Annotated in this window: 14 protein-coding genes; 6 read left to right on the forward strand and 8 right to left on the reverse strand. The window is 58.9% G+C overall.

Annotated features, from left to right (window positions below; genetic code table 11):
- Window positions 1-21 precede the first annotated feature (21 nt).
- Window positions 22-405 carry a YybH family protein gene (locus tag AC13RC_RS14560; protein WP_113350696.1) on the reverse strand — a complete coding sequence of 128 codons (384 nt, stop codon included), beginning with the start codon at window positions 403-405 and terminating at the stop codon, window positions 22-24.
- Between the two features lie 222 nt (window positions 406-627).
- Entirely contained in the window at window positions 628-1548 is a 921-nt protein-coding gene (locus AC13RC_RS14565; protein WP_145319085.1) for a LysR family transcriptional regulator, read from the reverse strand.
- Between the two features lie 134 nt (window positions 1549-1682).
- Here AC13RC_RS14565 and AC13RC_RS14570 point away from each other — a divergent pair, with 134 nt between their 5' ends.
- Window positions 1683-2456, forward strand: a complete 774-nt coding sequence (locus AC13RC_RS14570; RefSeq protein WP_488557544.1) for an SDR family oxidoreductase — start codon at window positions 1683-1685, stop codon at window positions 2454-2456.
- A gap of 38 nt (window positions 2457-2494) precedes the next feature.
- Here AC13RC_RS14570 and AC13RC_RS14575 read toward each other — a convergent pair whose 3' ends face one another.
- The 4 genes from AC13RC_RS14575 to AC13RC_RS14590 form a co-directional block, all read right to left on the reverse strand.
- Window positions 2495-3268 carry a FadR/GntR family transcriptional regulator gene (locus AC13RC_RS14575; RefSeq protein ID WP_488557545.1) on the reverse strand — a complete coding sequence of 258 codons (774 nt, stop codon included), beginning with the start codon at window positions 3266-3268 and terminating at the stop codon, window positions 2495-2497.
- 119 nt (window positions 3269-3387) lie between these two features.
- Complete coding sequence (araH, locus tag AC13RC_RS14580) at window positions 3388-4344, reverse strand: L-arabinose ABC transporter permease AraH (RefSeq protein WP_162748756.1); 957 nt, start codon at window positions 4342-4344, stop codon at window positions 3388-3390.
- A 16-nt stretch (window positions 4345-4360) separates the two neighbouring features.
- A complete protein-coding gene (araG, locus tag AC13RC_RS14585) occupies window positions 4361-5866 on the reverse strand; it encodes an L-arabinose ABC transporter ATP-binding protein AraG (RefSeq protein WP_488557546.1) in 1506 nt (501 codons plus the stop codon).
- Between the two features lie 71 nt (window positions 5867-5937).
- Window positions 5938-6921: an arabinose ABC transporter substrate-binding protein gene (locus tag AC13RC_RS14590; RefSeq protein ID WP_069610212.1), complete on the reverse strand. Its 984-nt coding sequence runs from the start codon at window positions 6919-6921 to the stop codon at window positions 5938-5940.
- A gap of 378 nt (window positions 6922-7299) precedes the next feature.
- On the opposite strand from AC13RC_RS14590, the gene AC13RC_RS14595 reads away from it, so the two are divergent.
- Complete coding sequence (locus tag AC13RC_RS14595) at window positions 7300-8193, forward strand: aldose 1-epimerase (RefSeq protein WP_488557547.1); 894 nt, start codon at window positions 7300-7302, stop codon at window positions 8191-8193.
- 55 nt (window positions 8194-8248) lie between these two features.
- Entirely contained in the window at window positions 8249-9025 is a 777-nt protein-coding gene (locus AC13RC_RS14600) for an SDR family oxidoreductase (RefSeq protein WP_113389433.1), read from the forward strand.
- Window positions 9026-9042: 17 nt separating this feature from the next.
- Here AC13RC_RS14600 and AC13RC_RS14605 read toward each other — a convergent pair whose 3' ends face one another.
- Window positions 9043-11247, reverse strand: a complete 2205-nt coding sequence (locus tag AC13RC_RS14605; protein WP_488557548.1) for a DUF1217 domain-containing protein — start codon at window positions 11245-11247, stop codon at window positions 9043-9045.
- Window positions 11248-11489: 242 nt separating this feature from the next.
- Entirely contained in the window at window positions 11490-12497 is a 1008-nt protein-coding gene (locus AC13RC_RS14610; protein ID WP_113350703.1) for a LacI family DNA-binding transcriptional regulator, read from the reverse strand.
- Between the two features lie 201 nt (window positions 12498-12698).
- On the opposite strand from AC13RC_RS14610, the gene AC13RC_RS14615 reads away from it, so the two are divergent.
- From AC13RC_RS14615 to AC13RC_RS14625, 3 genes are all read left to right on the forward strand, one after another.
- The gene (locus AC13RC_RS14615; protein ID WP_488557549.1) at window positions 12699-14018 is read left to right on the forward strand and encodes an alpha-L-fucosidase; all 1320 of its coding nucleotides are present in this window, start codon (window positions 12699-12701) and stop codon (window positions 14016-14018) included.
- 34 nt (window positions 14019-14052) lie between these two features.
- Window positions 14053-14838 (forward strand): DUF4037 domain-containing protein, encoded by a 786-nt coding sequence (locus AC13RC_RS14620; RefSeq protein ID WP_488557550.1) that lies wholly within the window; start codon window positions 14053-14055, stop codon window positions 14836-14838.
- An 86-nt stretch (window positions 14839-14924) separates the two neighbouring features.
- Window positions 14925-15709: ABC transporter substrate-binding protein (locus AC13RC_RS14625; RefSeq protein ID WP_488557551.1), on the forward strand; the 785-nt coding region annotated here is incomplete at its 3' end.

The raw sequence follows: 15709 nt of genomic DNA on the forward strand, positions 1-15709 counted from the left end.
AAAGACTGGGAGTGAGATGGATCAGGGCCGCACGGCCAGAAGGTTGGCATCGCGTGCGAGGCGCCACTCCCCGTCAGCCTCCTTGCGCAGAAGCGTGAGCGTATAACCCGATCGATGAACGGCGTCGCCACCCGGCGGTGTCACCGTCATGTCGATGTGATTGCGGATATAGGCCCAGTCGCCGAGCACCTGCAGTTCGACGATCTCGCTCGCACCCTCCATCTTCATGCCCTCCATGCCTTTGGAAACCGCGGCAAATGCCGCCTTGCCGAAGGGTTCCTGGCCGGGAACCATGAAGATGACATCGTCCGTCATCAGTCCTAGGACGGTTGCCGTATCGCCCGCCTTGCTCGCGGCAATCCAGGTTTCCACGACTTTCCGGATTGCCTTTTCATCGTCGGTCATTCCGAATTCTCCTCGATAGGCGCCGCGCTACCGGGCGGCTGCGATCTGCCCCCTGTCAGCGGCAGCCTGTCGGTTGAACAGGTTTACCATTGCGACCTATCCCGTGTGATCAATCGCCTGCCCAGATCTTGGCTTCCAGATCGACATCATAACGGCAAGTGACCGTAAACTGAACAAACAAGCCGTCCGCATCGTGGGCGTTTCTCACGTCCATCCGGCTTTTCATTCGAACGAGCTCGAGCGAGGGATCACGGTCTCCTCCAGGAGCGCCTGTAGCCAGTCGGCGAAAACATGAACGCGGCGGGAGAGATGCCTGCGATGCGGATAGAGCAACGTCATCTGCAGCGGTTCCGCTCGATAATCTGGCATGACCTCGACAAGTTCGCCCGCCTCCAGATGCTGGCGTAGGTCATAGGCCGGATTCTGGATCAAACCCAGGCCCGCAACGCAGCAGGCGATATAGGCCTCGGCGCTATTGACGGTCACGCGGCCTCGCATCGGCAGGCTGCGCAATACCCCGTCTTCCAACCATTCCCAGGGCTCGGTTCGCCCGGTCGAGGGCGAGGCATAATTCACGGCCCAATGGCGGCCGAGATCTTCGGGCGTTTGCGGCGTACCATGCCTCGACAGATAGGCAGGACTTGCGACATTGATGAGCGGCAATTTTCCGATCGGCCGGGCAATCAGCCCTGAATCAACAAGCGGGCCGACGCGCAACACGCAATCGACGCTGTCCTCCACCAGATTGACGGCACGGTCGGTAACGCCGAGATCCACTTCGATATCGGGAAACTGATCGAGAAACGATGGCAGCGCCGGCGCTATGATCAGGCGACCGATGCGGCCCGGCACATCCGTCCGCAATTTACCGGATGGTTTGGCGTCACTCTGTCGAAACAGGCTTTCCGTCTCCTCCACATCGGCAATTACCCTCAGGCAGCGGTCGTAGAAGGCCGTGCCATCCTGGGTGGGCGACACCTTGCGCGTACTGCGGTGAAGCAGACGCGCGCCGACGCGGCCCTCCAGCTCCATGACGGCAGCGGAGACCGAGGAGCGCGGCAAGCCCAACGTATCCGCTGCGCGGGTGAAGCTGCTGCATTCCACGACACGCGTGAAAATCCTGAAGAGGTCGATGCGATCCAAAGCTATACCGCTATTGTCCGTTAATTCTGACAGATGATGTCAAATTAGACCGCTTTATCGGCAAATTCCAGACGATAGATTTGCTTCAGGAAGGGCGGCACGGTGCCGTCCCACTTCTCAAGGAGGGCTCTTTCATGACCGATCATTCGATCAAAGGGAAAACCGTCATCATTGCCGGCGGCGCCAAGAATCTCGGCGGCCTGATCGCCCGCGACTTCGCAGCGCACGGCGCAAAAGCGATCGCCATCCACTACAACAGCGCCGCTACCAAGGCCGATGCGGATGCGACAGTTGCGGCCATCAAGGCAGCCGGTGCCGAAGCTGCCGCATTCCAGGCCAATCTCACGACAGCAGGCGCGGTGGAGAAACTCTTTGCCGAGGCCATGGCCGCCTTCGGCCGCCCCGATATTGCGATCAATACGGTCGGTAAGGTGCTGAAGAAGCCGATCGTCGATATCTCCGAGGCAGAATATGACGAGATGAGTGCCGTCAATTCGAAATCGGCCTTCTTCTTCCTCAAGGAGGCCGGCAAATCGCTCAACGACAACGGCAAGATCTGCACGCTCGTCACGTCGCTGCTCGGTGCCTTCACGCCGTTCTATTCAAGCTATGCCGGGACCAAGGCGCCAGTCGAGCATTTTACCCGCGCTGCGGCCAAGGAATTCGGCGATCGCGGCATCTCGGTGACCGCGATCGGCCCCGGTCCGATGGACACGCCGTTCTTCTACCCAGCGGAAAGCGCCGATGCCCAGGCCTATCACAAGGGCGCCGCCGCTCTCTCGAAGTTTTCGAAGACCGGCCTTACCGATATCGAGGATATCGTGCCCTATATCCGGTTCCTGGTCTCCGACGGTTGGTGGATGACCGGACAGACCATTCTCGTCAACGGTGGCTATACGACAAAGTAAACGGGTCGTATCTGCTTCCGGCCTGTCCAAAAAGCAGCCTATTCCGATCCGTCCTTCAGCTTAGCGGCACGCAGGGCGTCGCTAAGCTCCATTCTGGCCGTTCCGATGAGCTGCTCCATGGCAAAACGTGCAGCATCGGGCCGGCGCATGCGGATCGCATCCAGCACATCCTGATGGCGCGCGATCGCGTAATCATGCGACTGGCTGGCCCGGTTGGTCAGGCGAAAACTCGCGAGCAAAGCGGCGCGGATCGCAGTGGCGAACTGGCGGAAAACCCAATTGCCGCTAGCATTGATGATCGCGGTATGAAACTCCAGATCTGCTTGGCTCCATGCCTCGTTGTCGCGGGCATTGGCAGCGACCATGTCCTCGAAGGCCTCGGCAATCTGTGCGAGCTGCTTGGCCGTGGCATTAGCAGCCGCCTGTGCGGCGGCGGCGGGTTCCAGCACTTGCCGCGCATCGAGCAGGGAATCGTAGAAGCTGCGGTCATTGCTGAGTGCCAGGGTCGCATCGAGAACCAGCGGGTCCAGATAGTTCCAGTTCTCTCGTGGCAGAACAGTGGTACCGGCGCGGGTGCGCGAACGGACCATCCCCAGCGCCGACAAATATTGCATGGCTTCGCGCAGGCTGGTGCGGCTAACGCCGTAAACTTCCGAGAGTTCAGCCTCATTGGGAAGAACCGAGCCCTCGGCGAGAGAGCCCGAGACGATCTGGCCGATGAGCTTCTTCAACAGCTCCTCGCGCACGGTACGCCTTCCCTGCTCAGGCGCGGCCCCGGCCGGCGTCCGTAAAGACCCCAAACGCGTACTCATCCCTAGCACTCCCTTCCGCTGACCCATCAGCGATCATGAGCGGCACCACGCTCCGGCATCAATGCGCAACTGCAAGCTCGATAAACTTCTCCCCAAACTTCTCCAAGGAAATCCGACCGTTACAAACGACTGCCACGCCCTACCGCGGACGAGCGCAGATTGTCCAACAGAACGGCAAGCAGCAGAATGCAGCCGCGCACGAGATATTGATAGAAGGCCTGGATATTGAGCAGGTTCATGACGTTCTCGGCAATGCCCATGATGAGGACGCCGACGATCACGCCGGTCATCGCTGCACGGCCGCCCGCGAGAGACACGCCGCCAAGCACGCAGGCCGAGATGACGGAAAGCTCGAGCCCGGTTGCCGCGTTCGGCTGGCCCGAGGTGATGCGCGAGGCAAGCAGAATGCCGGCAATGGCGCAGACGAGACCCTGCAAGGCAAAGATCCAGATCCGCATGTTGACGACATTGACGCCGGCCAGACGCGACGCCTCGGGATTGCCGCCGATCGCAAGCGTGTTCTTGCCGAAAACAGTGCGGTTGAGCGTAAAGCCGAAGATGATGAAGAGCAGCACCATGATCCAGATCGGCGTCGGCACCGTCAGAAAGCGCGACAGCGCGAGCTGATAGAAGGCCGGATCGTTGATGCCGACGGCACGGCCATCAGACGCGATCAAGGCGAGGCCGCGCACGATCTGCATCGTCGCGAGCGTGGTGATCAGCGCGTTGATGCGGAACTTGGCGATGACGACGCCATTGACGACGCCGACGACGCTGCCGCAGATCAGCGCGGCGAGCAGGCCGAGCGGAATGGAGCCGGTGGAGTTCGACACCATGACGGCGATCATGCCCGAGAAGGCGACCGTCGAGCCGACCGAGAGATCGAAGTCGCGCGAGGCCAGGCAGAACATCATCGTGCAGGCGACGATGCCGATCGTCACCACCGACTGCAGCAGACCGAGCATGTTGCGCTCCGTCAGGAAGCTCGGCACAAAGAGCGAGACGATCACGAAGGCGATCGCGAAGATCACCACGAGGCCCTGTTCGCCGAGGAGAATTTTTTTCAACGAATTCATCACTACCATTCCTGAATTAGATCGTGCCGGCGGCATTCTTATCGGGCAAGGCTGCGGTCAGAATGGCCCGTTCGTCGAAATCGGCGCGAGCGACATTGGCTGCGACGCGCCCCTGGCACATGACCATGATGCGATCGGAAATGCCCATGACCTCGGGAAGCTCGCTGGAGATGACGACGATCGCCATGCCGCCAGCCGCCAGCTCGTAGAGAATTTCGTAGATTTCCGATTTGGCGCCGACATCGATGCCGCGCGTCGGCTCGTCGATGACGAGGACCTTGACACCCTGTTCCGAAAGCCAGCGGCCAAGGATGACCTTCTGCTGGTTGCCGCCCGAGAGATTGACGATATCCTGCTTGCGGGAGGGCGTACGGACCCTGAGCTTGGCGATGAACTGATCGGCGACCGAGGCTTCCTTCTTCGGATTGAGGATGCCGAAGGGCGAGAAATGCCGCCGCGAAGAAATCGCAATGTTTTCCTCGATCGATCGCCCCTGAATGATGCCGTCGAACTTTCGATCTTCAGGGCAGAGAACCATGCCGGCACTGATGGCCGCCTTCGGATTGTTCGGCGCGACGGCAACGCCGTCTATCGAGACGCTGCCCTGATGACGATGATCGGCACCATAGAGAAGGCGGGCCATTTCGCTTCGGCCGGCACCGATGAGGCCGAAAAAGCCAAGGATTTCGCCCTTGCGAACCGAGAAGCTGACGGGATTGCGCAACTTAGAACCGGAGAGACCCTTGACTTCCAGACGCACCTCGCCAAGCGGGCGTTCGCGCCAGCCCCAAATATTGCTGATCTCCCGGCCGACCATTTGCGAGATGATCTGTTCGCGCGTCGTATCGGCAATGTCAGGATGATGGGCCGCAAGCTTGCCGTCGCGCAACACGGTGAGGCTATCGCAGAGCCGGAATATCTCATCCAGGCGATGCGAGACATAAAGAATGACGGTGCCGTTGGCTCTCAGCCGGTCGATCAGGGAAAACAGGATTTCACTTTCACGTGACGAGAGCGAAGAGGTCGGCTCATCGAGCGCGATCACCCGCGCATCAACCATGACGGCCTTGGCGATCTCCACCATCTGGCGCGCGCCGATCGACAGCGAGGATACCTTTGCCGCAGGATCGACATCGATGCCGATTTCCTTGAGCTTCGTGCGAACGGTCTCGATCAGCGTCTTGCCGTCGATCACGCCGGCCTTGCCGGGAAAACGGCCGAGCCAGAGGTTTTCGGCAACCGTCAGTTCCGGCACCAGCTGCAGTTCCTGATGGATGACGATGACGCCGGCATGAAAGGCATCGCGGACAGAGCTATAGTGTTGCTCCACGCCATCGATGACAATGCTGCCGCTATCGGCGGCCTGATCGCCGGAGAGAACCCGGATCAGTGTCGACTTGCCGGCGCCGTTTTCGCCCATCAGCCCGTGCACGGCACCCCTTTCGACATCGAAAGAGACGTTCGACAGCGCCTGGACACCGGGATAACCCTTGGAAATGCCCTTGAATTCAAGGAAAGCCATACTTGCTCCATCGAGAGAAGGTCCGGCGGCATTTGTGAGGCCGCCGGACGGACATCATCCTGCCTGGATGATCATTCGATGCCGAGATCCTTGCGAACTTTCTCATAGTCGCCGCGCAGTGCGAGGGAACCGGAAGTGAGCGTGAGCTTCGGCGGCTCCTTGCTGTTGGCGATCCAGTCATACATGTTGAGCGCCGTCTCATAGCCATGGCGCTTCGGTGAGATGATGACCGTGCCGAAGAAGCCGGTCGCGGCGGGCTTCTTGAATTCGTTGATCGCCGAATCCGCGCCGCCGATACCAACGCCGATCATGTTCGTTGCGGGAATGCCGACCGATTCCGAGGCGCGGACGGCGCCCAGCACAGCTTCGTCGTTAAGGCCGAAGGCAACCCAGTATTTGATATCGGCATGCTTGTTGAGAACGGTGGTCGCAGCGTTGAGCGCTGCTTCCGTATCGGTCTTGGCCTGCGGCGCGTCGTAGATATTCGCAGCCGGAAAGCCTGCGGCCTTCAGAACCGAGATCGCGCCTTCGACGCGGTCGACGGCGGTCGGCAGCTGATCGTAGGACACGCGGATCGCGCCGACATTCTTCATGTCCCAGCCGCGCTTCTTGATTTCGTCGACGATCGCTTGGCCCACGGTCTCGCCGATCTTCGTTGCGGAAATGCCCATATGCGGCACATCTTCGAGCGGCTTGCCCTCGGCATTCACCAGGCGGTCGTCGACGGTCATCAGTTTCAGCTGATTGGCGGCAGCCTTGGCAACGATTCCAGGGCCGAGCTTTACGTCCGGCGTGCAGATGATAAAGCCCTGCGCCCCTTGCGCACCGAGATTGTCGATCGCCGACTGAACCTTCTCGCCATCCTCAGCGCCGATCTTGACGAGCGTGAAACCCTTCTCCTTGGCCGCCTGGTCGGCGAATTTCCATTCGTCCTGGAACCATGGTTCTTCGGGCTGCTTCACGATGAAGCCGATCTTGACGTCCTCCGCGAAAGCAGAGCCGGCCGCCAGAACGGCAAAGGTGCCGGCAAGGATAGCCGCTTTGAAAAAGCGCATGATCTCTCTCCCTTTGTTTGCGCGTCCCCATCCATCTCCCGGGAGCCGCTCGATTTCCGTAAGTTATATTGTAATACGAGTCAATTATTTGTATAACAATTAAACTGCATTTACAGCTCAACGGACCCGACACCTTGAATATGAAAAAACATCATACCAGTCAATATTTATGTATGATTATTTATGCCGTTGCGGCATTATCTGATCGCCAAAGGCTCGCTTAAGATGCCGAACAGGGATATATTGCGGGATATACCGGCAAGAACCTCAGAGAGGATCCGAAAATAAATCATATATATCCGTTGACATGGCCGAGGCAGATATAGGGTGTCGTGCGTTCGGCACCGGCCTTGGTTGTAGGGAGAAGGCAACCGCTTAATGACCATCATCGATTTGCGGGACGGTTCGCTTTCTGCTCGCGTTTCAACCTTCGGCGGCACATTGCTCGATTATGCCTGGACGGTGGAGGGGCGCAGGATTGCGCTATTGAGATCCGCACCGGACGATGCGCATGCATCCGCCTCCGCCTGCTATCCCCTCGTTCCCTTCGGCAACCGCGTGCGAAACAATCGTTTCGCGTTCGCGGGGCGCAACTATCGGCTGAGGCCGAACACGGCTTCGGATCCTCACTACCTTCATGGCGACGGTTGGCAAGCCGAATGGTCCGTCCTCTCCCGCCTCGGCAACGAATTGCAGATCGGCTTTCATCATCGGGAGGGCGATACGCCCTACAGTTACGCAGCGAGGCAGATCATCGCGCTGTCATCCGAAGAGCTGATGCTTCACATGAGCGTTGAGAACACTGGCAAGGAGGCGCTGCCCTTCGGGCTTGGCTGGCATCCATACTTCCCGATGACCCCTGAGACGACACTCTTTGCGCCGGCGCAGCGATTTTGGACGGAAACGGAAGGCTGGCTTCCGGGAGAACGTACCGAGATTCCGGACGATCTCGACTTTTCCGCGCCCTCACCCCTGCCTCGCCGTTGGGTCAACAACGGCTTCGAGGGATGGAGCGGCGAAGCGGAGATCGTCTGGCCGGAGAGACATGCAGGCCTGCGGCTGACCGCCGACGCTTCAGTCAGACACGCATTCATCTTCATTCCAGATACGAACTTCAATCCGACCTTTAGCCATGATTATTTCTGCTTCGAGCCTATGTCCCACATCGCCAACGGTCACAATCTCCCCGACTTCGGAGATTTGAAAATCCTGCAGCCGGGAGAGACATTTGCAGGATCGATCCGCCTGCGGCCACAGGAATATTCGCGGTAGCCTGGGCGGTCGGCTGACCGCGAGATTTCCGCCCCAGCACAAAGAGGAACACTGAATGTCAAATCGCCTTTCGGGAAAACGGATCTTCATTACCGGAGCCGCGCAGGGGATCGGGCTGGCCATAGCCGAGGCATGCATGGCTGAAGATGCAAGCATCTTCCTGATCGATCGCGACGAAGCTCTGCTGGAACAAGCTGCGGATAGGTTGAAGGAAGACGGTGCCAATCTTGGCTATCAGGCGGCCGACATCACCGATGCCGAAGCCGTGCGCGCAGCCGTGGCCAGAGCATCCGGCGAAATCGGCAGCATCAATGCGCTTGTCAACAATGCCGGGGTCAACGTCTTTGCCGAGCCGTTGAAGACGACGGACGAGGACTGGGAGCGCTGCTTTGACATCAATCTCAAGGGCGCCTGGAATTGCTGCCGGTCCGTGCTGCCCGAGATGATCGCCCGTGGCGGCGGCGTCATACTCAACATCGCTTCAACCCACGCCTTCACGATCATCCCGCATACCTTCCCCTACCCGCTTGCCAAGCATGCTCTTCTCGGCATGACCAAATCTCTGGGGATCGAATATGCCTCGAAGAACGTGCGCGTGAACGCACTCGCGCCCGGCTATGTCGCAACGCAGAAGGCCATCGATTACTGGAACAGTTTCCCCGACCCGGAAAAGGCGAAGGCCGAAACGATGAAACTGCATCCGGGCGGCCGCATCGCTACCCCTCACGAGATCGCCATGGCAGCGGTCTTCATGGTCTCGGACGAGTGTCCCTTCATGAATGCCGCCTGCCTGACCGTGGACGGGGGCCTGAGCGTGTTACAGCATCAATAGTATCGCAAACGAAGGCGCTATCGCGATCTGAGCTGGGCAATCGAGAGCATCAGATCGGCGCTCATGCCAATCCCCGATCCGCGCGTCAGGATGGCGGATGCGGCAGAGGTCGTATTCCCGCCATTTGCCGCATCATAGACGGCCGAGAAGCGCTTGAGCAGATTGTTCACCTTGCCGGCATCATGCAAATCCTTGATCGGGAATAGCTTTTCAAGCATCGCCGCCTGACGGGTCACATCCATGTTCGACATGGATGCGGGCAGCGAATAAGTCGTCTTGATCACATTGTAGAGCGCCGGATCCGACATGATATCGTAGACGGAATTGACCTGGGGTGCCTTGCGCTGAAAATAGAGAGCGAGACGAACACCTTCGTTGGAGCTTCCCTGCTGCGTCTCCAGGGTCTGATGAAGATAGAGATCGTTGGTGGCGAGACGCGCGCCCTTGTTCTGTCCCGGCTCGATCTTGGCCGTGGTCAGATTTCCCTTGGCGTCGAAATTGAAGGCGTTCACCATCGCCTTGAACTGCTGGCCTGCCTGCGTGTTCAGAAAGCCCTTGGCATCCTCGGGGTCCGCGGTGAAGGCCTTCTTCAAGCTATTCTTGTCGACCGACTTGGGATCGATATTGTTCGCAACGAGAATAAACTCCGTCAGCTTCTTGTCTGCGAGGAGTTCGTCGACCGTCTTGATCTTGGCGATCGACTTGCTGAATTCGGTCGCTGCGTCCTTCGCATCCTTGACCGCCTTATCTCGCATCTCGCCGGTCAATCCGAAGGTCTTCGACTTTGAATAGGCTGAGATCAGGCTGTTGATCGAAGTCTGGGACAAGGGCGCGACCGGCGCCCGCAGATTGCCCTCACTGTCGAAATTGAAAGCCTTGGCAAGCCCGACGAATCTGTCGTCTTTCAGCGAATTGACATAGCTCTTGCTGTCATAGGGATCGCTCTCCAGTATCTTGCGCAGCTGGTCCCTGGAGACCTCGTTCTTGCCGATCCCAAAGGCACGAAGCGCCATGTCCTCCACGGTTGGAAGATTCTTGTTCTTGGTATCGTTGGCGGCAAAGAAGTCCGCAATCGTCTTTATCTCGCCGACCGCGCTCTTGTAGTGTTTCTCCGCATCGCCGAACTGGTTCTGTTTCGCATCTTTCGCCTGGTTCAAATATTTGGTCGAGATGTCGTCGATGGCTTGCGGCGTCTGCGCCGGCTGACCGGCGGGCAGCGTACCATCGGATGCAAACTGAAAGTGCGAAACCATATCCGCCATTCCAGTCACGGCGGCATAATCGGAGTTCGTAAAAGCGAGGTTGAATTGGACCGGAGTGAGCTTGGGATTCAGGTTGAATGCGGTCTTTATGTAGGAAAACAGCCTGTTATCGCCGGTTATGTCGCTGAGCGACTGAACTTTCGTGATCGTCTGACGATAGTAATCGTCGTTGCTGGCGGCCGCAGCCGGGCTCAACAGGCTCGGGACCATGCTGTCATACCGCGAGATCATGGCCTCCTTCTGCTCCGCCGTCTGCGCGGTCGCACCGGAAAGCGTTCCGTCGGCATTGAAACTGAACTGCGACGCGATCAGCTTGTATGTCGGCTGCAGCGATGCCGTCGAGAAATTGCTTGCGGTGTTGACGAAGCTGTTCGGGTCGTTGACATCGCTGGTCAGAACCGACTTGAGGAACGCCTTCGAGATATTGTCCGGGTTTAAACCGTGCGCCCGCAGGATATAGTCCGTCATTCTGCTGCTGTTGACGATGTCGTCGACGTTCGACACCTTATCGATCCAGCTATCGTAGAACTTGCTTTCCTTCTTGGCCAAAGCCGTTTCATTGGCGAAAGATTGCTCATAGAGCCCGATCGTATCGCTCTTCTGTGAATCGCTCTGAGCCGATTGATTTTTTGACGTGCCGCCGAAATTGAAAGCGGCAGCGAATTGCCGGTAACGGCTGTCCGTCAGTTTGTTTGCAAAGCTGCTCGTGTCGCTAAGGTCGCTGGTCAGGACCTTTTTCATGAAGGCCTTGGCGTAGGTCATGTCCTCGAGGCCATAGGCCTTCATCGCATAGCTATACAGCTTGTAGTCGCTCAGAAACTCATCGACATTCTTAATCTTGCCGATATGCGCATCGTAATATTGCTGGTCGCTTTTGACCGTCGCCTGCTTGGCGATGCGCGCAAGCGTCGATGCCATGTCCTTTGTCGCGGACACATAGCCGAGATACGTCGAAATCATAGATCGCCCCCACAGCGCAGTTCATCGATATTCGCCCCGCGTGAACTATCGCAACCAGACCTTGCGCGAGACTAAATCGGCAATCTATGGGCCTAATTTCCCGGAATCGTATCCATGTCGGCAGGGCGGGACGTTTCTGTCTGAAATATCGCATCCGGCAACCAGTTCTGAGACAATCCCGAAAGCGTCCGCCGTCAAGGCGCAAGAGGCCTTCGGCGCCCCAATGCATGGTGTACAGAGCTCTAAATTCTCCGGCAGGAATTGCCCGGAACGAATTTCGGCGTCAGCACGAAATCCTGCGGCGGCTCGACCGCACCTTGCGGATTGGTGATGCGGTGCATCAGGCGTCTTGCAATGATGCCGCCGAGCGCCAGCGTATCCTGGACCACCATGGTAATGCGCGGCGTGATGACCGAACTCCACTGCACATTGTCGATCATGGCGAGCGATATGTCTTCGGGACAGCGGAAGCCCAGCTCCTGCATGGCTTGCAGCGCCGAGAGCGCAACCGCGTTATTGGTGCCGAGGATCGCAGTGGGGCGTTCGGGCTGGATCAGCAAACGCATGGCCGCCTCGTAGCCGGCTGTGCGCGTGAACTGGCCGTCGACGACGAAATTCGGATTAATGTCCACACCGGCATTGGCCATCGTATCGGCAAAGCCGCGATATCTCTCCGTCGCGGTATGCATATGGCTCGGGCCGGTAATGACGGCGATGCGCCTGTGGCCGAGCTGCAGGAGATGTTCCGTCAGCATCGCCCCGGCCAGATAGTTGTCGGAGCCGACGAAATCGCGCTCGATGCCGGCAACCTTCTGGTCGAAACAGACGATCGGCAGGTTCAGGCCGGCAATGAAGTCGATATAATCCCGATCATGGCCCGACGGCGCAAGCGCAAGGCCTGCGGTCTTCAGGCCGATCAGGTGCTCGACCATCGCCCTCTCGCGATCCGTTTTGCCTGAGGAATCGGTGACGACGACGAAGTGCTGATGGTCAAGCGCATAATTTTCCAGCTCGCGCCGGATATCCCCGAAAAACGGGTTGCCGACATTGCCGACGATGAAGCCAATCATGCGGCTGCGCCCACGCGCCAGGCTCTGGGCAAGCGGATCGGCAACGAAGCCGACCGCAGCGATCGCCTGATGAATTTTCTCCAGTGTTTTCTGGCTGACGCGCGCCGGATTGCTCAAGGCCAGCGACACCGTCGAGACGGATACGTCAGCGAGTTTGGCGACGTCACGAATGGTGGCCATGAATTTTTCGAACCGTTTCTACCGCCTCGAGCCTTCCGATCAAAGGCTCCCTTCCGTGAATCTCTGCCATAAATCTACCATTTGCCGGCCGTGAAGCAATATGCGGAAAGAGATTTCAACAGTGCGCTTGACATACCGGGCATGAGGATCAATTATCAAATCGAACCGGTTCGATGAAGCCTTAACACTTGGGAGGATAGTGTGAGCGACGCAGCGATCAGTGGCGGCCAGGATGTGGCCGACGGCAAGGCATGGTTTGGACACGACCGCTTCGGCATGTTCATCCACTTCGGACTTTACGCCCTCGGCGCACGTCACGAATGGCTGAAGAACCGGGAGGAGTTCACCACCGAGGCCTATCAGAAATATTTCGACAATTTCGACCCCGACCTCTACGACGCCCGCGAATGGGCACGCCGCGCTCGCGAAGCCGGCATGAAATATGTCGTTCTGACCGCCAAGCACCATGAAGGCTTCTGCCTGTGGGACAGCAAGGTCACCGACTACAAGGTCACCAACACACCCTATGGCAAGGACCTGATCGGCCCCTATGTCGAAGCACTTCGTGCCGAAGGGCTCAAGGTCGGCTTCTATTATTCGCTGCTCGACTGGCACCACCCCGACTTCCCGATCGACGGACATCACCCCCAGCGAAACCATCCCGACGCCGCCAAGCTCAACGAGGGCCGCGACGTCAAGCGTTACGCCAAATACATGCGCGATCAGGTGACCGAGCTTCTGACGAATTTCGGCAAGATCGACGTGATCTGGTTCGATTTCAGCTATCCCCAGCGCGTCTACAAGGGCCTGCCCGGCAAGGGCCGTGCCGATTGGGAGAGCGACGACCTGATGAAGCTGGTGCGCCAGCTACAGCCCGACATCATCGTCGGCGACCGCCTCGACTTGCCGCGCGATGCGGATCACATGCCCGAACTCGTCACGCCGGAGCAATATACGCCGCGAGTCGCACCGACCGTTGCCGGCCTGCCGGTACGATGGGAGGCTTGCCACACCTTCAGCGGCTCCTGGGGCTATTATCGCGACGAGACCAGCTGGAAAGATGCCGGCCAGCTCATCAACATCCTGGTCGACACGGTCTCGCTCGGCGGCAATCTGCTGATGAATGTCGGCCCGACCGGCCGCGGCACCTTCGACGCCCGCGCCATCAAGGCGCTCGATACCTATGGCGAATGGCTGCGTCTGAACGGGCGTGCGATCTATGGCGCAGGACCTTCGACCTACAAGGCGCCAAACGGATGCCGCTTCACCCAGAAGGGCAATCGGCTCTACCTGCATATACAGACCTGGCCCTTCCGCCACATCCATATCGAAGGGCTGGGGCGCAAGGTCAAATATGCACAGTTCCTGCACGATGCAAGCGAGCTTCATTGGCTCGACCCGGATGCCGAAGTCGACCAAAATGTCGGCGTCGCCGTCGGAGAGGGCATTTTGACCCTAGAGCTGCCGGTGCTCAAGCCTGACGTCGTGACTCCGGTCGTCGAACTGATCCTCAAGGACTAAGGGAGATAGCGAAGCCCAGCCGCCCTGTGCCGTCGTGAGCCGCGAAACCGAACTCATTGCCGCGATGACCCCCTTGATCGCCGATCTGGCGGAAGACGGCAATGGTGCCGTTGCTCTCGCCGGCTCGCGCGGCAAGGGATGGTCGGATGCGCAATCGGATTTCGACTTCAGGGTCTATGCCGACGCCTATCGCGGACCGGAGGTCCGGCAGACTGCGGCGTGGCGGCGTTTCGATGCCGCGCTGCGAGGCTGGCAAGCCGAAGGCATCCGCATGGATGGTGTCTGGATGCGGCGGTATGCCGGCGTCCAGCGCGACCTGGATTCCTGGCTTGCCGGCGTCGTCGTGCCCAAGAGCTTCGAATGGACGATCTGGGGTTATCATCTGCCGACCGATCTTGCCAACCAGCAGATCATCGCCGATCCCAGGGGGTTGCTGACCGGCTGGAGGCAGCAGCTGGCGCAATATCCGGAAGCGCTCAGGGCCTCCGTGCTCAGCCAATATATGGATGTCCTGCGCTATTGGGCCCGAGATTATCACTATGAGAGCAAGGTCGTTCGCCGCGACCTCGTCTTTCTCGTCGGTCTCACAGGCAAGCTTGCCAATGCCATTCTACAGACCGTCTTTGCCTTCAACCGGGTCTATTTTCCGGGCGACGGCTGGAATCTGCCCATGGCAGCCGAACTCGAATGGCTGCCGCCCGACTTTCTCCAGCGGATGACGGCCATTCTGGAGCCGGAGCAAGGTCCGGACATGTGGCAGCGTCAGCGAAGCGAACTGATCGGCCTGATCGCCGACCTGGAGGCGATGATCGCGGCGTGAACGAGCCGCAAGACCAAGCCGGAGGGGAGCGTCCGGATAGTGATGAACGTCACTGCAACGAAAGTCATTGAGGAGGAGGAACAATCATGAAGCATTCATTGATCTTTGCCGCCGCCCTTGCGGCGGGTTCACTATCAGGCATCTGCGCGCAAGCGCAGGATACCGCCGTGACCCTTACCTGGCAGATGTGGGGCGCGCCGAACGATGCGGAGCTCTGGCAGCAACTGGCCGATCTCGTCAACAAGCAATATCCCGATATCAAGGTCAAGCTGCAGCTTTCGGGCTGGACGGACTACTGGACGCGCCTGCCGGTTCTGGCAGCATCGGGTCAGGTCGCCGATATCGTCTCGATGCAGTCGATGCGCCTGCCGAATTTCTCTTCGATCCTGACGCCGCTCGACGATTATGTGAAAGGCAGTGACGTGAAGGTGGCGGACTTCGAGACATCGATCATGTCCGGTCTTTCGCAGGACGGCAAACTCTATGCGCTGCCCTACGATGTAGGCCCGTGGATGGTCTTCTACAATCGCGACAAGTTCGCAGCCGCCGGCTTGAAGGAGCCAGCCAAAGACTGGACGTTCGACGACTTCAAGGCCGACGCCAAGGCACTGACCAAGGATGGAGTCTACGGCTACGGCACCCAGGCTTTCGATTTCATCGCCGGTCCCGTCGCGCTTGGCGCGGATTATTTCAACGCCGACAATGAGTTCGACCTCACCAATGCCGGCTTCGTCGATGCATTCGGCAAATATGCCGATCTCACCGCCAAGGACAAACTCTCGCCGGTCTTTGCCTCCGCGGCCGATGCTTCGGCCGCAAGCGGCCGCTTCGCTTCGGGCAATGTCGCCATGTATATCGACGGTCCCTGGTC

The organism is Martinezella sp. CNPSo 3890, assembly GCF_057784455.1.